The sequence below is a fragment of the Romboutsia sp. MSSM.1001216sp_RTP31141st1_G3_RTP31141_220114 genome, from assembly GCF_039031195.1.
GTDB lineage: Bacteria > Bacillota > Clostridia > Peptostreptococcales > Peptostreptococcaceae > Romboutsia_C > Romboutsia_C hominis.
This window is the reverse complement of record NZ_JBCIUO010000006.1, coordinates 118,828-142,296: the sequence shown is the minus strand read 5'-3', so window position 1 is coordinate 142,296 and position 23,469 is coordinate 118,828. Positions and strand designations below refer to the sequence as shown.

Here is a 23,469-nt window from a genome sequence, read left to right as displayed (position 1 = left end):
GGTATAGACTCATACTCGCATATGGGCTGTATAAAAGGTGGTGGAAAAACGGTTGCTGTAATAGGTTCATCTGTGGATAATATTTTACCAAGAAAAAATTTATATTTGAGTAAAGAAATACTAGAAAATGATGGACTTATAATATCTGAATATGGTATAGATTCTAAAGTCTATCCAAGTAATTATGTACAGCGAAATAGAATTATAAGTGGAATAAGTGATGGAGTTATAGTGGTTGAAGCTGCCATAAAAAGTGGAGCACTAATAACTGCAGATTTTGCATTAGAACAAGGAAGGGAAGTATTTTCTATACCAGGAAGTATACATTCTGCCATGAGTGAAGGATGCCATAAAATAATTAAAGAAGGTGCAAAGTTGGTATGCAGTATAGAAGATATTTTAGAAGAATATAAAATTATTAATAATAAAAATCAAGAAAATTTAAAAAAGTATGATAATATTAATTTAGATAAGAAATCTCGTATTATAATAGATACTATAAAAAATAAAGGAACCTTGCATATAGATGAAATTTGTGATAATACTAGAATGGATATAAAATATGTAAACATAATTTTAAATGAATTAGTATTAAGAGATATTTTAGTACAGATTAATAATAATAGATATATTTTAAATTCATAAATAACATAAAAAGTGGGGGTGTGTGGTTATGGCCAAAACATTAGTCATCGTTGAGTCGCCTGCTAAAGCTAAAACGATAGAGAAATTTTTAGGGAAGAGCCATTATACAGTAAAAGCTTCGGTCGGTCATGTAAGAGATTTACCTAAAAGTAAATTAGGTGTAGATATAGAAAATGACTTTGATCCTCAATATATAAATATAAGAGGAAAAGGCGACGTAATAAAGGAACTTAAAAAGGAAGCTAAAAAATCTAAGAAAGTATATTTAGCAACCGACCCTGATAGAGAGGGTGAAGCTATATCTTGGCATTTAGCTCATATATTAAATCTAGATGAAAATGAACAGTGTAGAATAGAATTTAATGAGATAACTAAAGATGCAATAAAAAAAGCTATAAAGAGTCCTAGAAATATTGACTTAAGTCTAGTAGATGCACAACAAGCTAGAAGGGTTTTAGATAGGCTTTTGGGTTATCAAATAAGCCCAATACTTTGGCAAAAAATAAGAAAAGGTCTTAGTGCAGGTAGAGTTCAATCAGTAACGACAAAATTAATATGCGACAGAGAAAAAGAAATAAATGCATTTATACCAAAAGAATATTGGACATTAGAGCTAAATGCAAAAACAGAAAAAAATGAAGATATTAATTTAAAATTTCATTCAAAGAAAAATGAGAAGATAGAAATTGAAAATGAAGAGATGATAAATAACATCTTAGATGATATAAAAGGTAAGAAATTGAATGTAGTATCAATAGAATCTAAGAGTAGAAGAAAATCAGCGCCAAAGCCATTTACTACTAGTATGCTTCAACAAGAAGCTGCAAATAAACTATCTTTTACAACTAAAAAAACTATGAGTATAGCACAAGAGTTGTATGAAGGTATAGATATAGAAAAAGAAACTGTCGGTCTTATATCATATATAAGAACAGATTCTAAGAGAATATCAGAAGAAGCTAAAGAAAAGGCTAAGGATTATATCCTAGGTGAAATAGGAGAAAACTACTATAAAAATGTAGAAGACAAGAAAGATAAAAAAGAAAGTAAAAAAGTTCAGGATGCACATGAAGCTATAAGACCTACATATGTAGAAAAGACTCCAAATAGTATAAAAGAATATCTTACTAAAGATCAATTTAAGTTATATAACTTAATATGGAGAAGATTTGTTGCAAGTCAAATGGAAGACTCTGTATTTGATATATTAAATGTAGAGTGTAAGATAGATGATTATATATTTAAAGCTACAGGATCAAAATTAAAATTTGATGGATATACAAAAATATATAATTTTACTGACAGAGAAGATAAAATATTACCAACTATAAATGAAGGTGACATATTAGATATAGAAGATATAATACCAACTCAACACTTTACTCAGCCACCTGCTAGATTTACAGAGGCAAGTTTAGTAAAGACTCTAGAAGAGTTAGGTATAGGTAGACCAAGTACATATGCGCCTACTATAGCAACTATACTAAATAGAGAATATGTTGAAAAACAAGGTACAAGTTTACATCCTACAGAATTAGGGATAATAGTCACAGATATACTAGAAAAAAACTTCCAAAAGTTTATAGATGCTGATTTTACTGCTCAAATGGAGAGTAAGCTAGATGAAATAGAAGAAGGTCATATGAAGTGGAAAGATGTAGTTAGAGAATCATATGAACCACTAAAAGAAGCTATAGAAATAGCTAAAGAAAGTATAGAAAAAATAAACATGGATGAGGAAACAGATGAAGTATGTGAAAACTGTGGAGAAAAGATGTTTATAAAATACGGTAGATTTGGAAAGTTTATAGCATGTAAAAACTATCCGGAATGTAAAACGACAAAACCACTAGTTAATAAAATAGGCGTAAAATGTCCTAAGTGTCATGAAGGAGATATCATTCTTAGAAAATCTAAAAGAGGGAAAGCATTTTATGGTTGTTCTAGGTATCCAGAGTGTGACTTTGTAGCATGGAATAAACCAACAGGAGAATTATGTTCAGAATGTGGGTCATATATGGTAGAAAAGGTCACAAAGGGTGAAACTAAAGTTGTATGTTCTAATAAAGATTGTAAGAATTTAAATAATAAAGAAAACGATAATATAAAACCAGTGAATGAAAATAGCGAAAATTAGAAAAATAAGGCCTATTATATTGAAAAAGGTTTGATTTTGTGATAATATTCTATTGCATAATGCGTATTAAGAATAAAAATTTAGATAGATGAATAGGGAAAAGCTGAAAAGGCTGATTTTCATGAGGAGATGAATTATAATGGCGAGTGAAGTATTACAAAAAACTAGAAGGATAAATAAAACGTTACAAACAAGTGGTGGCAGTAATGTTTCTTTTGACTTATTAGCTGGAGCATTAGGTGAGGTGTTAAGTGCAAATATATACATACTAAGCTCTAAAGGTAAAGTATTAGGCTTATTCCTAAATGATGAAAAAGATAGTTCGGTAGTAGAAGAAGAGGGGACAAGACAAAAAAAATTCCCAGAAGAGTATACTAAAAATATGCTAAAAGTATCTGATACATTAGAGAACTTAACAGGAGAAAAATTATTAGAGTTCTTCCCTCTAGAAGCAGAAAGAGCACAAAAATATAATACAATAGTTCCTATATTAGGAAGTGGACAAAGATTAGGTACACTACTTATATCGAGGTATGATAAAGAGTTTAATGATGATGATCTAGTTATAGCAGAGTATAGTGCAACAGTTGTAGGTCTTGAAATATTAAGAGCTATAGGTGAAGAATTAGAAGTTGAAATGAGAAAGAAAGCGGTAGTACAAATGGCTATAGGCACTTTATCTTATTCAGAACTTGAAGCTGTAGAGCATATATTTGAAGAATTAGATGGCAAAGAAGGTTTATTAGTAGCTAGTAAAATAGCTGATAGAGTTGGTATAACAAGATCAGTTATAGTAAATGCACTTAGAAAATTTGAAAGTGCTGGAGTAATAGAATCTAGATCGTTAGGTATGAAGGGGACACATATAAAAATACTTAATGACAAGCTTATGGAAGAATTAAAGAAATTAAAATCAAATTACTAATAATAAAAGGTATCTATAAATGTTTATAGGTACCTTTATTTAATACAAGTATATTAGGAGGTAATATGCAACCGTTAGCAGATAGATTTAGACCTCAAAGTATAGATGATATGGTGGGGCAATCTCACATAATAGGAAAAGGGAAAATATTAAATAAATTAATACAAAATAAAACTATACCAAATATGATTTTATATGGCCCTCCAGGAACAGGTAAAACTACCTTAGCAAACATAATAGCAAACGCAACAGGAAAAAAGTATATAAAACTAAATGCTGTAAACTGCGGTATCAAAGAAATAAAAGAAGTAATAGAGGCCACTAAAAGAGACCTATTTTCTTATAATGGTATAATTTTAATGTTAGATGAGATACAAGCTCTAAATAAAAAACAACAACAATCATTACTAGAAGTTATAGAGGAAGGATCAGTAACTTTAATAGCAAGTACAGCAGATAACCCATACTTTGCTATATATAAAGCAATACTTAGTAGATGTTCAGTATTTGAGTTTAAACAAATAAATTCACAAGATATATTTATAGGCCTTATGAATTCAATAGAAAAATTAAGAAATCTCTATAAAAGCAAAACAATAAAAGTTGAAGAAAAGGCTATAAGATATATAGCAGAAACTTGCAATGGTGATATGAGAAGTGCTTTAAACAAATTAGAACTTGTATTTAATGTTAGCATTGATAGTAATTCTGATGAAATTAACATAACTCTAGATAATACAATAGAATGTTCTTCTGTTAAGATACTTAATTATGACAATAAAGGAGATGATAGCTACTCAATATTGTCTGCATTTCATAAGTCTATAAGAGGTTCTGATATAGATGCATCTATACATTATCTAGCAAGGCTTATAAAGGCAGGAGACTTAAATAGTATAACTAGGAGGCTTTTGTGTATTGCATGTGAAGATGTAGGACTAGCTGTACCCCAAGCTATAACTATAGTTGAGGCTTGTGTCAACGCAGCAAATCAACTAGGGTTTCCAGAAGCACAATTGCCTTTAGCACAAGCTACAATATATCTAGCAAATTGTCCTAAGTCTAATTCTACATACGCTGCTATACAATCAGCTATATATGATTTAGATAATATAGAAGTTGGAGATATACCAGTCCACTTAAAAGATGCACACTATAGTGGTGCTAAAAATCTAGGTAGAGGTATAGACTATAAATACCCTCATAATTATGAAAATAATTATGTAAGTCAGCAATACATGCCAGAACTTATAAAAGATAAAAAATATTACAATCCAGGTAAAAATAAAAATGAGATGGCTTTTAAAGCTTATTGGGAAAATTTAAAAAATAAAGGTTAATAAGAAGGAGATATATTAACAATTATAAAATTATCATAAAAACCACTATTGATAATAAAAATATTATAAGGGTAGTTTTCATATATATATTGATTTTTATATCAGGGGGAAGTATATGATTTTGAAAATAGATGAAAAATATCATAAGAAGGTAGTTGATTATTTAAGCAAGGAACCTGAATTTAATTTATTTATAGTTGGGGATATTGAAAGATTTGGATATGATAATAGTTTTTTTAGTGTATGGGCAGATATAGATAGAAGTGGCAATATAGAAGGAGTATTAGTTAAATATTTAGATTTTTTAACATTTTATTCTCATTCTAAATTTAATGTAAAGAGATTTTCTAACTTTATAGACAAATTAGATTATACTGAAATAAGTGGTAAAACAGCATGTTTAGAAAAATTTGAAAATAATTTAAATATCAATAGAAAAAGAATAGTTAGTTTTTGTAAGTTACTTACAACCAAAAATTTAGAAAATACAATGAGAAGTTCAAATGTAAAAAAGATTAGATTTGGTAATATAGGTAAAGTGGTAAAATTATATGAAGTTATAGAAGAATTTGAAAACACTACAGTAGAAAACATAAAAAATCTTCTAAAAACTGGAAGGGGTTATTATATACCATGTGATAAACAAGTTGTTGCTATGGCAAAGAGTACATTAGAAAGCCAAAAATATGGACTTATAGTTGGTGTAGGGACTCATCCAAATTACAGAAATAAAGGTTATGCAACTGTATGTATAAGCAAGTTATGCAGAGAATTATTAGAAGAAGGAAAAATTCCGTGTTTATTTTATGATAATGAAGAAGCAGGAAAGATATATAGAAAATTAGGATTTAAAGAAATAGGAAAATGGAGTATTTATTATGCTTAGGGTGTCCTCTTATTGGGAGATACCCTATTTTATATTCAAACAATATAGACATGACTAAAGTTTAAGAAAAAACTTTATTATTTAGTGAGTATTATAGGATATATTTTTTGTAAAAATTGGACTTGTATAATTATATAATGTATAATCATTAAATATAAAAGAGGTGATACTACCATGAAAAAAATAATTTGCTTAGTATTAGTTATTTTAGCAATGGGAACTATGTATTATTTTTCAAGCCAAGAAGGTAATGTATCTAAAATACAATCAGATAAAGTTGTTAAAATAGTTGATGAAGTAAGACAAGAGGTTACTCTAAAAGATAGTAAGTTAATAAGTATAAAAGATAAAGTATTTAATGTTTTGAAAAGATATGGAAGCAAAAGTTATATAGTTAGAAAATTAGCTCATTTCAGTATATATGCATGTATTGGCATTTCTTTATGTTTAATGCTTTATGTATTTACTAAAAGAGTATTTATATCAGCTACACTAGCATTTATAATAAGTGCTTTATATGCTTATTACGATGAAATGAGACAACTATCAGTAGCTGGAAGAGTTGGAAGTATAAAGGATGTATTTATAGATTCAAGTGGAGCTATTACTGGAATAATAATACTGGTTGTAATAATAGTTATGTTTAATGGAATAAGAGGATTTTTTAATTTCCTATTCAAAAAAAGTAATTATAAAGAGACTGTTTAAATACGGTCTTTTTTACTTATAAAAAATATTTAGAAAAATTAAAAAAATAATATGTTTACGCTATAAAAAAGGTGGTATATATATAGTATAAATAAAGCATTTTAATTAGTGAATGTGAAAAAATAAAACCTAGTAAATTAGTATGAATTTAATGTTGACAAAATTACTAGGATATAATAAAATAATATTGAAGATAAAACCTAGTAAATTACTATGAATTGTAATTGAGTAAAGGGTGATAATATATGAAACTATCAACTAAAGGTAGATATGGGCTTAAAGCTATGTTTGAATTATCTCTAAATGAAGAGAATGGACCAGTTCCATTAAAATATATAGCTAAAAAACAAAATATATCAGAACAATATTTAGAGCAGATATTTTCATCACTTAAGAAATCTGGACTTGTTAAAAGTGTAAGAGGTGCACAAGGTGGATATTTGCTAGCTAAAAAACCTGAAGAAATAAAAGTAGGGGATATTTTAGTAGTGCTAGAAGGACCTATATCAATTTCAGATTGTGTTATAGATGAGGATATTTGTGAAAATTCAAATATATGCGTTACAAAAGTCGTTTGGGAAAAATTAAAGAAGGGAATAGAGGATGTAATAAATGCTATAAACCTTCAAGACATGATAGATGATTACAACAAAAACAAATTAGACTGTGATATAACAAATTTATTAAAGTAGATTGGAGCGAATACAAAATGGAAAAAAGAAGATTATATATGGATTATTCAGCTACAACACCTGTTAAAAAAGAAGTACTAGATGAAATGATGCCTTATTTAACAGATTATTTCGGGAATGCATCTAGTTTTCATACATTCGGAAGAGAAGCAAAAGCTGCATTAGATAAAGCTAGAGGGCAAGTAGCAAACCTTATAAATGCAAAACCAAATGAAATATACTTTACAGCTGGTGGAACAGAAAGTGATAACTGGGCAATAGAAGGAGTTGCTTTCTCTAATAAACATAAAGGAAACCACATAATAACATCTAAAATAGAACACCATGGTATACTTCATGTATGCGAATACTTAGAAAAATATCATGGATTTGAAGTAACTTACCTAGATGTTGATGCTGAAGGTAGAATTAAATTAGATGAATTAGAAAAAGCTATAAAAGACACTACAATATTAATAACTATAATGTTTGCAAATAACGAAATAGGAACTATACAACCTATAAAAGAAATAGGTGAAATAGCTAAAAAAAATAATATAATATTCCACACAGATGCAGTTCAAGCAGCTGGAAATATTAATATAGATGTTAAAGAATTAAATATAGACTTAATGAGTATGTCTTCTCACAAGATATATGGACCTAAAGGAATAGGTGCTTTATACATCAAAACTGGAACAAAGTTACATTCATTTGTACACGGTGGAGCACAAGAAAGAAGAAGAAGAGCTGGTACTGAAAATATACCTGCAATAGTTGGATATGGAAAAGCAGCAGAAATGGCTAAAGAAAATATGGATAACCATATAGAAAGACTTACTGCATTAAGAAAAAGATTAATAGATGGAATACTTGAAAATATACCATACACAAGAGTTAACGGAAGTATGGAACATAGATTACCAGGAAATGTTAACTTCTCATTTGAATTTATAGAAGGAGAAGGAATACTATTAATGCTAGACATGTTAGGTATAGCTGCATCAAGTGGTTCTGCATGTACATCAGGTTCATTAGATCCATCACATGTTTTAATGGCTATAGGATTACCTCATGAAATAGCACATGGTTCTTTAAGATTATCTATAGGAGACTTTACAACTGAAGAAGACATAGATTATATAATAGAACAATTACCAACAGTTATAGAGAGATTAAGAAGTATGTCACCTCTATATGACAAATTTATAAAAGAAAACAAAGACAAATAATATCGGGAAGATTTAATATATAAAATTAAAGGAGGATAACATCATGCAATATAGTGAAAAAGTTATGGATCATTTCATGAATCCAAGAAATATAGGAGAAATAGAAAATGCTAGTGGAATAGGCGAAGTAGGAAACGCTAAATGTGGAGATATAATGAGAATATATCTTGATATAGATGAAGATACAAAAGTTATAAAAGACGTTAAATTTAAAACTTTTGGATGTGGATCAGCAATAGCTAGTTCATCAATGGCTACAGAAATGGTAAAAGGTAAAACTATAAATGAGGCATTAGCAGTAACAAACAAAGCTGTTGCTGAAGCTTTAGATGGTTTACCACCAGTTAAAATGCACTGCTCAGTACTTGCTGAACAAGCTATAAAATCAGCTTTAATAGATTATTCTAAAAAGCACAATATACACATACCAGAATTAGATGGTGTTGTTATAGATGATGATCATGATCATCACCATGATATAGAAGAGGAAGAAATGTAATTTATTAAGTAATAGATGATATAATATCCCTTTTAAGTTAATACTTAAAAGGGATATTATATTTTATATATTGAAAAATTATGCTATTATCCTTTTAAAAAGTTATAAAAATATATATAATAGTAAGATAAATGTAATTAACAAAAGAAGGTGACGTTATGAAAAAAAGAGTTATGATCGGTATGAGTGGTGGAGTAGACAGCTCTGTTGCAGCGTATCTTTTAAAAGAGCAAGGATATGATGTAATAGGTGTTACTATGAAATTATGGCAAGATGATGATAATGAACTTATAGAAAATGAAGGTGGATGTTGTTCATTAGCAGCTGTTGAAGATGCGAGACAAGTTGCTGATAAGATAGGTATACCTTTTTATGTATTAAACTTTAGTGATGTATTTAAGGAAAAAGTTATAGAACCATTTATAGACGAATATTTAAATGGAAGAACCCCTAATCCTTGTATATCTTGTAATAAGCACATAAAATTTGATGACTTCTTTAGAAAAGCTCGTCAAATAGGATGTGATTATGTAGCTACAGGACATTATGCAAAAATAGAAAAAGATGAAGAAAGCGGAAGATTTTTACTTAAAAAATCTGTTACAGATAAAAAAGACCAAACTTATGCTTTATACAACTTAACTCAAGAGCAGTTAGAACATACTTTACTTCCAATAGGAGATTATGAAAAGGATAGAGTTAGAGAAATAGCAAAAGAAATGGGCATGGATGTTCATAATAAGCCAGATAGTCAAGAAATATGCTTTGTCAAAGATAATGATTATGCTGGATATGTTAAAAAACATTCTAAAAAAAGAATTGAAGAAGGATTCTTTGTAGATACTAAAGGAAATGTATTAGGAAAACACAAAGGTATAATAAACTATACTATAGGTCAAAGAAAAGGTCTAGGAATAGCGCTTGGTAAGCCTATGTTTGTTGTTGATATAGACCCTGTTAGAAATACAGTTGTACTTGGAGATAATGAAGATATATTTAATAAAGTATTAATAGCTAAAGATGTAAACTTTATATCAATAGATGGTGTAAAAGAAGACGAACCTATAAGAGTTGAAGCTAAAATTAGATATTCAGCTAAGCCATCACCAGCTACTGTATACAAGCACGGAGAAGATGCTATAAAGATAGTATTTGATGAGCCACAAAGGGCTATAACTAAAGGTCAATCAGTTGTTATGTACAACGGTGATGTTGTAGTTGGCGGAGGAATCATAGACTTAGCTTTATAAAGCTATTTTATTAATAACTAAGATAAAATTACAAGTATTTGTGAAACAATATGAATATAAATTTATATGTGTAGCAAAATACTATTGATTATTTCAACATAATTTAGTAATATAATGTAATAAAACAAATATATTAAATACAGTGAAAAGAAATAGTAAATTAATTGAAGCTTTACAGAGAGAGAATATTGGTGAGAGTTCTTATGATAGATTAATTGAAGCAGTCTTTGAGTATCGATTTTGAAATAATAGTATGAGTCGACGGTAGTTCCGTTATAACTTAAGGTTTTCCGAAGATACTGAATATTCAGTAAGTAGGGTGGTACCGCGAGAATAAGCTCGCCCCTATACTATGTTATAGTGGCGAGCTTTTTTATATGCAAATTTGTAATACATAATTAAGGAGGAAAAAATAATGCAATCAATGGGATTAAATGAAATAAGAAGTAAATTTTTAAACTTCTTTGAATCTAAAGGTCATTTAGTGCAACCAAGTTATTCACTAGTTCCACAAAATGACAAAAGTTTATTATTAATAAATGCAGGTATGGCACCGCTTAAAAACTACTTTACAGGTGCTGAAGTACCACCAAGCAAGAGAATGTCAACTTGTCAAAAATGTATAAGAACAGGTGATATAGAAAATGTAGGTGTTACAGCTAGACATGCTACATTATTTGAAATGCTAGGTAACTTCTCTTTCGGAGATTACTTTAAGCATGAAACATTAAAGTGGGGATGGGAATTTGTTACAGAACATTTAAACATACCTCAAGATAAAATATGGGTAAGTGTATACTTAGAAGATGATGAAGCTTACGAAATATGGGAAAAAGAAATAGGTATACCTAAAGAAAGAATAGTTAGACTTGGTAAAGAAGATAACTTCTGGGAAATAGGAACTGGTGCTTGTGGTCCTTGTTCAGAAATACATTTTGATAGAGGTCCTGAATATGGATGTGACAATCCAGATTGTAAGCCAGGATGTGATTGTGATAGATACTTAGAATTCTGGAATCACGTATTCTCTCAATTTAACAAAGATGAAGATGGAAACTACAACCCACTTGAGCATAAAAACATAGATACAGGTATGGGTCTTGAAAGAATGGCTTGTATAATGCAAGGTGTTGACACTATATTTGAAGTTGATACTATAAAGCATATATTAAACTCTGTTGAAAAAATAACTAATACAACTTATGGAAAAGATGCTAAGAATGATAAATCTATAAGAATAATAACTGACCATATAAGAAGTGTTAGTTTCTTAGTATCAGATGGTGTACTTCCATCAAATGAAGGAAGAGGATACGTTCTTAGAAGATTACTTAGAAGAGCTGCTCGTAATGGAAAATTACTTGGAATGAAGGAATCATTCTTATATAAATTAGTTGACGAAGTTATAAAAGTAAGTGGAGAAGCTTACCCAGAGCTAGTTGAAAAGAGAGACTATGTACAAAAAGTTATAAGAATAGAAGAAGAAAAGTTTAATGAAACTATAGATAAAGGTATAGAAATATTAGCTTCTTATATGGAAGATTTAAGAAAAGAAGAAAAGACAGTATTAAGTGGAGAAAATGCATTTAAACTGTATGATACTTATGGATTCCCTGTTGACTTAACTAGAGAAATATTAGAAGAAGAACATATGACTATAGATGAAGAAGGATTCCATGCTGAAATGGAAAAGCAAAGACAAGCAGCAAGAGATGCTAGAGGAAATATGGACTCTGTAGCTTGGGAAAAAGATGCAGTATCTCAATTAGATAAGTCTATATGCACATCATTTGAAGGATATAACAACTTAAATGAAGAAGCTACTGTTAAGGCAATAGTTAAGGATAATGAAATAGTTGAAAGTGTTGAAGCAGGTGATGAAGCTATAATAGTACTTGATAAAACTACTTTCTATCCAGAAGGTGGAGGTCAAGCAGGAGATAAAGGTACTTTAGTTAATAAAAATGAAGATATCGTAATAGATGTTGTTGATACTAAAAAAGGTCCAAACAATACTATAAAACACATAGTTGTTGTAAGAAGTGGTAAAATAAATGTAGGAGAAACTTTATTTGCTAAAGTAGATAAAGAAAGAAGAATGGCTTGTGCTAGAAACCATAGTGCTACTCACATACTTCATAAAGTATTAAAAGAAGTATTAGGAGAACATGTTAATCAAGCAGGTTCTTTAGTTACAGAAGATAGATTAAGATTTGACGTAACTCATTTTGAAGCTATAACTAAAGAGGAAATAAAAGTTATAGAAGAAAAAGTAAATGATATAATATTTGATGCTTTAGATATAACTTGTGAAAATATGAGTATAACAGATGCTAAAAATAAAGGTGCTATGGCTTTATTTGGAGAAAAATATGGTGATGAAGTAAGAGTTGTTTCTATGGGAGATTATTCTATAGAACTTTGTGGAGGAACTCACTTAACTAACACTTCTCAAATAGGAATGTTTAAGATATTATCTGAAGGTGGAGTAGCTGCAGGAGTTAGAAGAATAGAAGCTATAACAGGTAAGGCAGTTTACAACTACTTAAATGGAAAAGAAGATGTAATAGCTAATGTTTGTTCAAGCTTAAAAACTAAAGAAGATAGCTTAACTACAAGAGTAGTAGCTTTATTAGAAGAAAACAAAAACTTAGCTAAAGAATTACACGATGTTAAAACTAAGATGAGTTTACAATCAATAGAATCAGTACTTGATTCAAAGGTTGATGTAAATGGAGTTAACTTAGTTACTGCTAAATTCGAAGGAATGGATATGAATACTTTAAAAGAAGTAGCAGATAACTTAAGAGACAAATTACAAAGTGGAGTTGTTGTTTTAGCAAATGTAGCTGATGATAAGTTAAATCTTGTTGTAACTGCTACTAAGGATGCAGTAGATAAAGGAATACACTCTGGAAATATAGTTAAATCTATAGCAGCTATAGCTGGTGGAAAAGGTGGAGGAAGACCTAATATGGCTCAAGCTGGTGCACCAGATGTAGAAAAAGTAGAAGAAGTATTAAATGGAGCTAGTGAAGTTGTAAAATCTCAAATAAAATAATTTTAATAAGGGGGATTTAACATGAATAATAATTTTGATAGTACTGTGAAATTTGAAGGATTTGAATCTGAAAATATGAGTATTAGTGATACAATAAAATTTGTATATCAATCACTAGTTGAAAAGGGGTACAATCCTATAAACCAATTAATAGGATATATCTTATCAGGTGATTCTAGTTATATAACTAGTCATAACAATGCAAGGGCTGTTATAAAGAGATTTGAAAGGGATGAAATACTAGAGGAAGTAATAACACATTATCTAAATAGAAAGTAGGTCAATCTTATGAAAAAAAAGGTTGTATCAGTGTTGATAACATTAATGATACTCCTAGTTTCTATTCCAAAATATAGCTTTGCCGATGAACACGGCAAAGTTATATTTATTAATATGAATAGAACTAATTTAAATACTATGCTAAGTGTACCAACTCTTAAAAAAGAATTAAAAAATAGAGGATATGTTGCCCTTATGAATATAAGAGGTGATGGAGGTACTGATGATAGAAGATCTTATGCTAGTATGGGTGCAGGAGGAAGAGTTAATGTATCTGCACAAGAGTATATAGATTTTCAAGAGTTAACTAAAGAAAATGGAAAAGTTTTTAAATCCGTAACAGGTAAAGAACCAAAGGCAATAAACAATATAGATATAAATAAATCTATAAATGATAATATAGAATATGGCCAATATGGATCAATGCTAGGTGCCCTTGGACAAACATTATCTGAAAATAATTTAAAAACAGCAGTTCTTGGAAATAGTGACAAGATTGAAAATGGAGAGCTTGTAAAAAATAGAAATATAGGCTTAGTTGCAATGGATGAGTACGGAAGAATAGATGGTGGAAACATTGATAATATTAATGTAAAAGATGAATCTATGCCGTATGGAATAAGAACAGATTATAATAAACTTATAAAAGAAACTCAAAAATATTACAATGAAAGTGATGCTATATTTGTTGACTTAGGAGATACATATAGATTAGATCAATATAGATTATTCTTAAATGATAATACATACAAAAGTATGAAGGCAAATATAGTTAAAAATATAAATAAATACCTTAAAGAAGTATTTAATATGGTAGGAGAAAATGATGTTGTATATATAAGTAGTGCATTTCCAAATGATCTAGACTACAAAAACAGAAGAAGATTATCTCCTATAATAAAGTTTGAAGGAAATAAAAAAGGATTGTTATCATCAGCAACTACTAGAAGAGAAGGAATAGTTGCTAATATAGATGTTGGTGTTGATATCTTAAATGAATTTGGACTTAAAAATAAAAATATGGTAGGTAGAAGCTATGAATTAATTCAAAAGGATGATAACATAGGTTATATTCAACATGAATTTGTAAAAATGGTTTCAGTATCTGACATAAGAGCAAATGTAGTAAATACATTTGTTGGTATAGTGTCAGCTTCTTGGGTAATAGGAATGATTGCTATATTACTTAGAAAATATGTACCATACAAAGAACGAGTATTTAATGTATTAAAAGAGCTTATAAAATTAGGGATAATAATGCCACTAGCACTACTTCTGGCACCTGTATTTAATTTTAAGACACCTATGACTATAACAGCTGGGATAGTACTTACTACACTAATTCTTTATATATTAGGTAGAAAGCTATTTAAAGATGATATAAAGCAAATGGGATTCTTTGCTTTAGTAACTATAATTGTTATAGTTATTGACTCCGTATTTGGAACATATTTAATGAGAAACAATATAATGAGTTATGATGCTATAATAGGTGCAAGATACTACGGTATAGGTAATGAATATGAAGGAGTAACAATAGCAAGTGCTGTATTTGCTATGGCAGTGCTTCTAAATTACAAAAAAATACCTAAGTGGTTAGTAGCTCTAATGAGTATAGTAATACTAATAACAAGTGCATATCCTTCTATGGGAGCCAACGTTGGTGGTGCTATATCTGAATCAGTAGCATACTTATTATTTATACTACTTATATATGATGTAAAATTAGACTTTAAAAAGGTTATATTACTAGGAGTAGCAGCAGTAGCTGTAGTTGTAGCCTTTGCAGTATTAGACGTAGTATCAGGAAGTGAATCTCATTTATCTGTATTTGTAAATCAAATACTAGTAAATGGACCAGGAGCTATACTACAAACATTTGGTAGAAAGATACAAATGAATATGAAGTTAGCTCAAACTAGTGTATGGGTTAATATATTGCTAGCAGGAATATTTATAATTGCTATGTTTATATTTAAGCCACCTAGACACTTTAGAGACATAGCTAAGAAATATCCTATATTATTTAAAGGATTTATTGCATCTATGGTAGGATGTATAGTTACACTTTTAGTTAATGACTCAGGAATAGTAGCAGCTTCAACTGCATCAATATACATACTTATACCAATAATAATTATAAGTATAAATATGATAATATTTAACAAAGAAGACAATAAAAATTAAACCATAAAGGTCAGGTTAAAACCTGACCTATCTTAAAATTTAAGGAGAAAAAAATGCTAGACGGAAGAATAATGGGACTTGATGTTGGTGATAAGACTATAGGAGTTGCAGTTAGTGACTTAATGGGTCTTACAGCACAAGGAGTTAAAACAGTAAAGAGAATAGGGAAGAAAAAAGACATAGAAGCATTAAAAGAAATAATAAAAGAAAGACAAGTAACTAAGATAGTTTCAGGGTTACCTAAGAATATGAATGGAACATTAGGTCCACAAGGTGAAAAAGTAATAAAGTTTTGTGAATTATTACAAGAAGAAACGGGAATAACAATAGAATACTGGGATGAAAGATTATCAACAGTAGCAGCAGAAAGAACACTTATACAAGGTAATGTTAGAAGAGAAAATAGAAAAAGTGTTATAGATATGGTAGCTGCTGTAATAATACTTCAAGGATACTTAGATAGACAAAGAAATTTTTAAAATATATATAAATTAACTAGTTTATGATATATAATATAGTTAATAAATAGAATTAGAGGTGGATAACATGCAAGAAAATATAATAAACTTAATCGATGAAAATGGCCAAGAAAGTGCTTTTGAAATAATATTAACACTAGAAGCAGAAGGAAAAGAATATGCTATATTAGTTCCTTTAGAAGAAGAAACAGAAGAAGCTTTAGTATTTAGAATTGACCAAGATGAAGAAGGCGAAATATTAGTTCCATTAGAAGATGACAAAGAATATGAAATAGTTGTTGATGTATACAACACATTAATGGAAGAAGAAGGATTAAACTTCGACGAAGACGAAGAATAATAAAAAGACTACCTAGCAATAGGTAGTTTTTTATATATTAAGGTATTATAAACTATTTAGTTTTAGGATAATTTATAGTAGTTTAATATATAAAATTTAAAATATTTTACTGATACTTAGTTTGAGAGATTGATGCAAACATAAGTTAGATAAGATATATAATTGGTAAAATGAAATATTTCGTCGATACGTCGCTTAAGCATAGTAAATTTTTTGAGTAAAAATATAATAGTGAGGCAAAATATTTACAAATAAGAATAAGGAGTAATGATAATGAAAAAATTTATATTATGTCTTTTTATAATACTTATTTGTATAACACAAAAGATTGACTCATTAGAAAATAGTAGTTTAGAAAATAGTAAAAATGATATTGAAAATATACTTCTAATTGGGACAGATAGTTCAAATACTAATAAACCATCAAGGTCTGATTGTATGATAATACTAACTATAGATACTAAAAATAAAGCTCTAAGGCTTACGTCCCTAGCCAGAGATACATTAGTTAATATACCTAATATAGGATATGAAAAATTAAATCATGCATATGCTTATGGTAAGGAAAAACTACTTTTAGAAACAATAAATAATAATTTTAATTTAGATATAAAGGATTATGCAGTAGTAGATTTTAAATCATTTATAGAAATAGTAGATACTATAGGAGGGGTAGAAGTAGACGTTAGTCAAAAAGAAATAGAATACCTTAATAAAACTATAGAAGTCTGTTATGATTTAAATTCTCAAAATGAGGGTAATATAAAGTATATAGACAAAGTAGGAAATAATAAATTAAATGGATACCAAGCTCTTGCTTATGCAAGAATAAGGAAGATGGATACCATTTATAAGCGAGATGAAAGACAAAGAAAAATATTAACTGATATAGCAAACAAATTAACTAATATACCTTTAAAAGATTATCCAAAGGTTATAAGTAGTGTAGTTAAACATATAGATGTAAATATATCTATTGATAAAATATTTAAATTAGCATTAATATCTCAAAAGTTAGCTAATTATGAGATAAAGCAATTGGAGTTTCCAGTAGAAAAGTATAGAGATGAAGGTATAAGCAATGAAAGTAAAAAGTATGTTATAAAGTGGGACAAAGAAGAAAATCTGAAAATTCTAAATGGTTTTATATATAACAAATAAAATGTCTATAAATTATTGACAAAATGGCCATTATCAAATAAAATAATTAATAAAGATTATCAATTGAAAACAAGGGTGATATTATATGAATACAATGGAGTTATTAAAAGATAAATTAAAAGAAACAGGATTTAAAATAACACCACAAAGAAGAGCAATAGTTGAAATACTTATAAAAAATACAGATAAACATTTAAGCAGTGAAGAAATATATGATTTAGTTAGAGTAGATTGTCCTGAAATCGGATTAGCAACAGTTTATAGAACTATGCAGTTATTAGATGATGTTGGGGTTATATCAAAGCTTAACTTAGACGATGGATGTATAAGATATGAAATATGCCTAGATAAAGAAGATAGCCATAATCACCATCATTTAATATGTAAAAACTGTTCAAAGATAATAGAGGTTAAAGAAGATTTACTAGACTCAATCGAAAGACAAATACAAGAAACATACAAATTTGAAATAATGGATCATGATTTAAAGTTTTACGGACTATGTGAAGATTGTTCTAAATAAAAATATAATTATATTTTTTACTAGATAAAAAGGCATCTATCAAAAGATAGATGCCTTTTTGATTATGGATATTTATTAAATGTGTTTACTTAATAATGTATAAAAGCTACATAAGCTATATAAATAAAAACATGTTAAATATATAAAAACATACTTAATATATGATGATAAAAGCCGATAATATAAATTATAAATATTAGAATAGTAAAGCTTTCTAAAGATACAAAAAATATAGAAGGGACATTGAATTATGACTGGTTTAATATCATTATTTTTAGGTTTTGGATTTTTATTACTAGGTTTCATGGGTGAAGGAGGGCATGCTAGTGCTCTTGTTTCTTGGACGCCTCTTGTAATAGTATTTGGAGGAACAATTGGTTCCTTAGGTACATCATTTACTCCTAAACAATTAAAAAATATAGGTAGAATTTTAAAAGTTGCTTTTACTAGAAAATCAGCAGACTTAGTAGAAGTAATAGCATATCTTAATCATGTATTAGACAAAGTAAAAAAAGAAGGTTTTTTAAGTATTGAAGCTGAAGTAGACGAAGAAGAAAAAATGGATCCTTTTATGAAAAAGGCACTTTTATCAGCTATTGATGGGGTTCACCCTGAAGAGCTTAGAAATATGTTAGAAATTGAAGCATCAATGAGTTTTAAAAGACATAAGGTTGGTGCAGCTATATTTGACTCTGCTGGAGGAACAGCACCAACTATGGGTATCGTTGGTACAGTTTTAGGTCTTATACACGTTCTTGGAGGACTAGCAAGTGCAGATATGAATGCACTAGGAGGTAGTATATCGGCTGCATTCTTAGCAACTCTTTATGGACTTGGAAGTGCCAACTTAATATTCCTTCCAATTGGAACTAGACTTAAAAATTTAGGAAAAAATGAACAATTAGAAAAAGAAATTATAATGGAAGGTATAACATTAATTCAACAAGAAGTAAGCTCAACAATATTTATAGAAACTCTTAAAGGTTTTTTAGATAAAAAGGATCAAGCTAAGTTAGAAGAAAGATATTTAGAACACGTTGAATTGGAGGGTTAATCATGCAAAAAAGAAATAGATTTGAAGAAGAAGAAGAGCATGAAAACCATGAACGTTGGTTGCTTTCCTATGCAGACTTTATAACATTATTAATGATATTTTTCATTATAATGTATGCAATGAGTAGTATAAATAAAGGGAAATATGAAAAACTTACAACTGCTTTAAATGAGGCTATGGGTGATGGAACAGCTATAGCAGATACTGGAAGCAATATGGGTGGAGAAACTGGAAATGGCCTAAGTGAAAATGAAAAGTTAGAGAAAGTAAAAGAAAAGTTAGATAAGTATCTAAAAGAAAATAATCTTTCAGGTAGTGTTAATACAACAATAGAAAAAAGAGGATTAGTTGTTAGCTTTAATGATTCATTATTCTTTAATAGTGGTAAAGCAGACGTAAAACCAGATCAAGTTAATAAACTTGTTAAAATAAGTGAGATTATAAATAAATCCTTAGTAAAGGATAGTTATATAAGAGTTGAAGGTTATACAGATAATGTGCCTATGCACAATGAAATATTTAAATCTAACTGGGATTTATCAGTAATGAGGGCTAGTAACGTAGCGCAGATTTTAATAAATAATGGTGGAATAAATCCTCAAAAAATATCAGCAATAGGTTATTCAGAATATAGACCAAAATCTGATAATAATACAGTAGAAGGTAAGGCTAAAAATAGAAGAGTGGATATATTAATATTAAATTCTAAGTTTAATGAAGTTGAGAATAACAAAAAATAAAACATATATGCTCTAATTAACAATTTACATAAAATTATTAATTTAAATATTACTAGTGTAGTTACTGAATATTTATAGTAGCTATAATTTAGAATTAAAAAAGATATTAGCACAAATTGTGTTAATATCTTTTTTATATACAACTAAGCTTTAATATTTTAAGTATTTTTTAATAAATACTATTATAATATTGATAAATTTAATAAATTAAACTTATTTATTATAGTGAAAACTACCAATGTAGTTAAAATCATAATAAATATTATTTCTATAGCGTTATTTAAAAAGCCACCTACTTTAAAAAATCCTAGAGAAAACTTTTTATCACTAATAGGATATAAAAGAGGAATACCTGATCTTGTAAATAAATCTCCTAAAAATATATGACTAGCATAACTTATAGTTCCAAAAAATGATAAATTTAATATATTAGTTATTAGCTCGATTTGTTTTAATAAAAAATATACTATAATTATTGCAAATATACTGTGAGAAAAACTTCTATGTTTTAGCCAAGGAAATGTGGCAAGCATAAAGCAAAATATAGAAAAGTATATTTTAATATTAACTAAATAAAGACAAAATCCGAGAAGTATAAATATTAATGATATAAATACTTTTCTTAAGAAAGTATGATTAAGCTTTGACTCTATTATAAAAATAGATATAAATGTTATTAATGAGCTTAAAAAAAAGTTATCATTTATTTTAAGTGATATAAAAAATATAAATACATTTATCAAATATATTGTGATTTTTAAAATAAACTTAGAAGTATTCTTTTTTAAAAACATTTCAGATACTATTGAATTTGATTCATCTAAATCTGGTAGAATAGAGAAAAATGCAGATAATATGATATTAAAAATAGATATTGGTATATTAAATAATAATGAGGCTTGAATAACACTTAAAACACCTATAGTACAATGAGTTTTACCCCTCATAAAACCTCCCATTATAATTTAGATAAATATAATGTATATTTATCGCTAAATTTTATTTAATCAATACCTAAATAAAATGCATATTTAAGTATATAATAATATTTTATTTTATAGTTTGAGAATATCAGAATAATTTGACTTTGTCAAAATAATACAATAAATGTATTTCAAATACTACTTAATTTATTGATGAAATTATGGTACAATGATAATAACTGGTAAAGAGTGCGTGAATCGATATTATTTAAAATTTTAGAACGTGTTGAAATTTTAATAAAAACTGAATAGACATAGAGGAGATGATGCAGTTGTTCAAAAAAAGCGCCAATAAGATAAAAGTAATGGCACTAGGCGGTCTTAACGAAGTCGGCAAAAACATGACAGTTATCGAATACAAAGATGAAATAATTGTTATAGATGCGGGGTTAAGTTTTCCAGATGATGATATGTTAGGGGTAGATATAGTTATACCAGATATAACTTATTTAATCAAAAACAGAGATAAAATAAAGGGTATATTCATCACACATGGACATGAAGACCACATAGGAGCGCTTCCTTATATACTTAAAAAAATTAATGTACCTGTGTACGGTTCTAAGTTAAGCATAGGTCTTATACAAGTTAAGTTAAAGGAACATAAGTTAAATAACGTTAAGTTAAACGTTACTACACCAAGACAAATAATAAAGTTAGATCATATGGATGTTGAATTCATAAGAAATAATCACAGTATACCGGATGCTTGTTCTATAGCTGTTCATACAGATCAAGGAATAATATATCATACAGGTGACTTTAAAATAGACTTAACACCTATTGATGGGGATGTAATGGATATGCATAGAATATGTGAGCTAAGTAAAAAAGGTATACTTTTAATGTTAGCTGATAGTACTAATGCTGAAAGACCAGGATCTACATTATCTGAAAAGACAGTAGGATTAGGATTATATGATTTATTTAGAAAAGCTGAAAATAATAGAATAATAGTTGCAACATTTGCATCTAATATACACAGATTGCAACAAATAATAAATGCAGCAGAAAGATTTGGAAGAAAAGTTGCAGTTTCAGGAAGATCTATGGTAAATGTAGTAGGCGTTGCTAGTGAATTAGGATATTTAGACGTACCTGAAAATATGCTAATAGATCTAAACGATCTTCACAGATATGAAGATAGTGAAGTAGTTATAATAACTACAGGTTCTCAAGGAGAGCCAATGTCAGCTCTTGCTAGAATGGCAAGTTCTGATCATAAGAAAGTGGAAATAAGAAATGGAGATTTTATAATAATATCAGCTCATCCAATACCAGGAAACGAGAAATTAATATCTAAAGTAATAAACTGCTTATTTGAAAAAGGGGCAGAAGTTGTCTATGATGAAGTAGACATACACGTATCAGGACATGCTAAGCAAGAAGAATTAAAGTTAATCCATAGATTAGCTAGACCTAAGTTTTTCATGCCAGCACATGGTGAGTATAGGATGCTTAAAAAGCATGCGGAACTAGCAGAAGAATTAGGTATGCCTAGTCAAAATATATTTGTAAATAAAACAGGAGATGTTTTAGAAATAGATAGAAATTCAGCTAAGGTAACAGGAACTATACAAACAGGAAATGTATTAGTTGATGGATTAGGTGTGGGAGATGTAGGAAACATTGTTTTAAGAGATAGAAAGCATTTATCAGAAGATGGACTTATGATAGTTGTAGTTACTATATCTAAAGAAGAAGGAAGAGTATTAGCAGGACCAGACATAATATCTAGAGGATTTGTATATGTAAGAGAATCTGAAGATTTAATGGATGGAGCTAAAAATGTTATAAAAGATGTATTAAGAGACTGCGAAGATAAAAATATTAAAGAGTGGGCTTATTTAAAAAATAGTATAAAAGAAAACTTAAAAGAATATTTATACCAAAGAACAAAGAGAAATCCTATGATACTTCCTATAATAATGGAGGTATAATTAGAAAAGATTGAATATAATTTATTATATTCAATCTTTTTTTATGGGGGGAAACTATGTCAGTAAAAGATAGCGCTATGAAATTAGCAAATGAAATAAGAAATAGTAAGGAATATAAAGACTTTAGAAAAAATATGAATGAAGTAAAAAAAGATAAATCTTGTGAAAAACTTTTAAAGGAATATCAAGATATTCAAATTAAAGCACAAGGATATGTACTAAGAAACCAAGAGGTAGATAAAAAAGTCATTATGAAATTAGAATCTGTAGGAAAAAAGGTATCTAATAATAAAAAATTATATAACTACTTAAATAGTGAGCAAAAATTTAAATCTATGATGGATGATATAAATAAAATACTTGCTAAAAGTGTTGAAAAGGATTATAAATAGAAATACTATTAATAAATTTCATAGACTCACTAAGGAG

The 23,469-nt window shown here is 28.4% G+C and carries 22 protein-coding genes and 1 other annotated feature; of the genes, 21 read left to right on the top strand and 1 reads right to left on the bottom strand.

From position 1 onward, the window contains the following. The 19 genes from ABCP60_RS10785 to ABCP60_RS10695 all read left to right on the top strand — a co-directional run. A partial coding sequence (locus ABCP60_RS10785) for a DNA-processing protein DprA (protein ID WP_343101746.1) occupies window positions 1-645 on the top strand: 645 nt, incomplete at its 5' end. A 28-nt stretch (window positions 646-673) separates the two neighbouring features. Then, window positions 674-2,782, top strand: a complete 2,109-nt coding sequence (gene topA, locus ABCP60_RS10780; protein ID WP_092924553.1) for a type I DNA topoisomerase — start codon at window positions 674-676, stop codon at window positions 2,780-2,782. Window positions 2,783-2,921: 139 nt separating this feature from the next. Beyond that, complete coding sequence (gene codY, locus ABCP60_RS10775) at window positions 2,922-3,707, top strand: GTP-sensing pleiotropic transcriptional regulator CodY (RefSeq protein ID WP_343101745.1); 786 nt, start codon at window positions 2,922-2,924, stop codon at window positions 3,705-3,707. A 65-nt stretch (window positions 3,708-3,772) separates the two neighbouring features. After that, window positions 3,773-5,047, top strand: coding sequence for a replication-associated recombination protein A (locus tag ABCP60_RS10770; protein WP_343101744.1), 1,275 nt, complete (start codon window positions 3,773-3,775; stop codon window positions 5,045-5,047). Between the two features lie 115 nt (window positions 5,048-5,162). After that, complete coding sequence (locus tag ABCP60_RS10765; RefSeq protein ID WP_166505820.1) at window positions 5,163-5,933, top strand: GNAT family N-acetyltransferase; 771 nt, start codon at window positions 5,163-5,165, stop codon at window positions 5,931-5,933. 174 nt (window positions 5,934-6,107) lie between these two features. Next, window positions 6,108-6,641: a VanZ family protein gene (locus ABCP60_RS10760; protein WP_166505819.1), complete on the top strand. Its 534-nt coding sequence runs from the start codon at window positions 6,108-6,110 to the stop codon at window positions 6,639-6,641. A gap of 245 nt (window positions 6,642-6,886) precedes the next feature. Further along, window positions 6,887-7,333, top strand: a complete 447-nt coding sequence (locus ABCP60_RS10755; RefSeq protein ID WP_092924594.1) for an Rrf2 family transcriptional regulator — start codon at window positions 6,887-6,889, stop codon at window positions 7,331-7,333. Window positions 7,334-7,350: 17 nt separating this feature from the next. Further along, complete coding sequence (nifS, locus tag ABCP60_RS10750) at window positions 7,351-8,544, top strand: cysteine desulfurase NifS (RefSeq protein ID WP_343101743.1); 1,194 nt, start codon at window positions 7,351-7,353, stop codon at window positions 8,542-8,544. A 43-nt stretch (window positions 8,545-8,587) separates the two neighbouring features. Next, window positions 8,588-9,043, top strand: coding sequence for a Fe-S cluster assembly scaffold protein NifU (gene nifU / locus ABCP60_RS10745; RefSeq protein WP_195928527.1), 456 nt, complete (start codon window positions 8,588-8,590; stop codon window positions 9,041-9,043). 158 nt (window positions 9,044-9,201) lie between these two features. Then, the gene (gene mnmA / locus ABCP60_RS10740; RefSeq protein WP_343101742.1) at window positions 9,202-10,293 is read left to right on the top strand and encodes a tRNA 2-thiouridine(34) synthase MnmA; all 1,092 of its coding nucleotides are present in this window, start codon (window positions 9,202-9,204) and stop codon (window positions 10,291-10,293) included. A gap of 133 nt (window positions 10,294-10,426) precedes the next feature. Next, window positions 10,427-10,643, top strand: a binding site (T-box leader). A gap of 65 nt (window positions 10,644-10,708) precedes the next feature. After that, window positions 10,709-13,354, top strand: a complete 2,646-nt coding sequence (alaS, locus tag ABCP60_RS10735; protein ID WP_092924602.1) for an alanine--tRNA ligase — start codon at window positions 10,709-10,711, stop codon at window positions 13,352-13,354. A gap of 21 nt (window positions 13,355-13,375) precedes the next feature. Continuing rightward, window positions 13,376-13,633 carry an IreB family regulatory phosphoprotein gene (locus ABCP60_RS10730; RefSeq protein WP_092924604.1) on the top strand — a complete coding sequence of 86 codons (258 nt, stop codon included), beginning with the start codon at window positions 13,376-13,378 and terminating at the stop codon, window positions 13,631-13,633. A 9-nt stretch (window positions 13,634-13,642) separates the two neighbouring features. Beyond that, window positions 13,643-15,820, top strand: a complete 2,178-nt coding sequence (locus ABCP60_RS10725; protein ID WP_092924606.1) for a hypothetical protein — start codon at window positions 13,643-13,645, stop codon at window positions 15,818-15,820. 53 nt (window positions 15,821-15,873) lie between these two features. Next, window positions 15,874-16,299, top strand: a complete 426-nt coding sequence (gene ruvX / locus ABCP60_RS10720) for a Holliday junction resolvase RuvX (protein ID WP_092924608.1) — start codon at window positions 15,874-15,876, stop codon at window positions 16,297-16,299. 67 nt (window positions 16,300-16,366) lie between these two features. Then, a complete protein-coding gene (locus tag ABCP60_RS10715; RefSeq protein ID WP_092924610.1) occupies window positions 16,367-16,639 on the top strand; it encodes a DUF1292 domain-containing protein in 273 nt (90 codons plus the stop codon). 273 nt (window positions 16,640-16,912) lie between these two features. Continuing rightward, complete coding sequence (locus ABCP60_RS10710; protein ID WP_166505817.1) at window positions 16,913-17,800, top strand: LCP family protein; 888 nt, start codon at window positions 16,913-16,915, stop codon at window positions 17,798-17,800. An 85-nt stretch (window positions 17,801-17,885) separates the two neighbouring features. Next, complete coding sequence (locus ABCP60_RS10705) at window positions 17,886-18,323, top strand: Fur family transcriptional regulator (RefSeq protein WP_092924614.1); 438 nt, start codon at window positions 17,886-17,888, stop codon at window positions 18,321-18,323. A 250-nt stretch (window positions 18,324-18,573) separates the two neighbouring features. Then, window positions 18,574-19,377, top strand: coding sequence for a MotA/TolQ/ExbB proton channel family protein (locus tag ABCP60_RS10700; protein ID WP_166505816.1), 804 nt, complete (start codon window positions 18,574-18,576; stop codon window positions 19,375-19,377). A 2-nt stretch (window positions 19,378-19,379) separates the two neighbouring features. Beyond that, a complete protein-coding gene (locus ABCP60_RS10695; RefSeq protein ID WP_092924619.1) occupies window positions 19,380-20,117 on the top strand; it encodes a flagellar motor protein MotB in 738 nt (245 codons plus the stop codon). A gap of 182 nt (window positions 20,118-20,299) precedes the next feature. On the opposite strand, the gene ABCP60_RS10690 is transcribed toward ABCP60_RS10695, so the two are convergent. Beyond that, window positions 20,300-21,064 carry a metal-dependent hydrolase gene (locus ABCP60_RS10690; RefSeq protein ID WP_166505815.1) on the bottom strand — a complete coding sequence of 255 codons (765 nt, stop codon included), beginning with the start codon at window positions 21,062-21,064 and terminating at the stop codon, window positions 20,300-20,302. Between the two features lie 302 nt (window positions 21,065-21,366). On the opposite strand from ABCP60_RS10690, the gene ABCP60_RS10685 reads away from it, so the two are divergent. Then, entirely contained in the window at window positions 21,367-23,040 is a 1,674-nt protein-coding gene (locus ABCP60_RS10685; protein WP_092924623.1) for a ribonuclease J, read from the top strand. Between the two features lie 56 nt (window positions 23,041-23,096). Further along, on the top strand, window positions 23,097-23,432 hold the full coding sequence (locus ABCP60_RS10680) for a YlbF family regulator (RefSeq protein ID WP_092924625.1): 336 nt from the start codon (window positions 23,097-23,099) through the stop codon (window positions 23,430-23,432). Window positions 23,433-23,469: the final 37 nt, after the last annotated feature.

Excerpts from the sequence above, each read along its gene's own strand:
- ABCP60_RS10770 (WP_343101744.1), top strand. The coding sequence starts at position 3,773 with ATGCAACCGTTAGCAGATAGATTTAGACCTCAAAGTATAGATGATATG.
- codY (WP_343101745.1), top strand. The coding sequence starts at position 2,922 with ATGGCGAGTGAAGTATTACAAAAAACTAGAAGGATAAATAAAACGTTA.
- ruvX (WP_092924608.1), top strand. The coding sequence starts at position 15,874 with ATGCTAGACGGAAGAATAATGGGACTTGATGTTGGTGATAAGACTATA.
- mnmA (WP_343101742.1), top strand. The coding sequence starts at position 9,202 with ATGAAAAAAAGAGTTATGATCGGTATGAGTGGTGGAGTAGACAGCTCT.
- ABCP60_RS10695 (WP_092924619.1), top strand. The coding sequence starts at position 19,380 with ATGCAAAAAAGAAATAGATTTGAAGAAGAAGAAGAGCATGAAAACCAT.
- ABCP60_RS10715 (WP_092924610.1), top strand. The coding sequence starts at position 16,367 with ATGCAAGAAAATATAATAAACTTAATCGATGAAAATGGCCAAGAAAGT.
- ABCP60_RS10685 (WP_092924623.1), top strand. The coding sequence starts at position 21,367 with ATGCAGTTGTTCAAAAAAAGCGCCAATAAGATAAAAGTAATGGCACTA.
- ABCP60_RS10760 (WP_166505819.1), top strand. The coding sequence starts at position 6,108 with ATGAAAAAAATAATTTGCTTAGTATTAGTTATTTTAGCAATGGGAACT.
- alaS (WP_092924602.1), top strand. The coding sequence starts at position 10,709 with ATGCAATCAATGGGATTAAATGAAATAAGAAGTAAATTTTTAAACTTC.
- ABCP60_RS10730 (WP_092924604.1), top strand. The coding sequence starts at position 13,376 with ATGAATAATAATTTTGATAGTACTGTGAAATTTGAAGGATTTGAATCT.
- ABCP60_RS10710 (WP_166505817.1), top strand. The coding sequence starts at position 16,913 with ATGAAAAAATTTATATTATGTCTTTTTATAATACTTATTTGTATAACA.
- nifU (WP_195928527.1), top strand. The coding sequence starts at position 8,588 with ATGCAATATAGTGAAAAAGTTATGGATCATTTCATGAATCCAAGAAAT.
- ABCP60_RS10725 (WP_092924606.1), top strand. The coding sequence starts at position 13,643 with ATGAAAAAAAAGGTTGTATCAGTGTTGATAACATTAATGATACTCCTA.
- ABCP60_RS10705 (WP_092924614.1), top strand. The coding sequence starts at position 17,886 with ATGAATACAATGGAGTTATTAAAAGATAAATTAAAAGAAACAGGATTT.
- ABCP60_RS10700 (WP_166505816.1), top strand. The coding sequence starts at position 18,574 with ATGACTGGTTTAATATCATTATTTTTAGGTTTTGGATTTTTATTACTA.
- ABCP60_RS10765 (WP_166505820.1), top strand. The coding sequence starts at position 5,163 with ATGATTTTGAAAATAGATGAAAAATATCATAAGAAGGTAGTTGATTAT.
- ABCP60_RS10755 (WP_092924594.1), top strand. The coding sequence starts at position 6,887 with ATGAAACTATCAACTAAAGGTAGATATGGGCTTAAAGCTATGTTTGAA.
- nifS (WP_343101743.1), top strand. The coding sequence starts at position 7,351 with ATGGAAAAAAGAAGATTATATATGGATTATTCAGCTACAACACCTGTT.
- ABCP60_RS10680 (WP_092924625.1), top strand. The coding sequence starts at position 23,097 with ATGTCAGTAAAAGATAGCGCTATGAAATTAGCAAATGAAATAAGAAAT.
- topA (WP_092924553.1), top strand. The coding sequence starts at position 674 with ATGGCCAAAACATTAGTCATCGTTGAGTCGCCTGCTAAAGCTAAAACG.
- ABCP60_RS10690 (WP_166505815.1), bottom strand. The coding sequence starts at position 21,064 with ATGAGGGGTAAAACTCATTGTACTATAGGTGTTTTAAGTGTTATTCAA.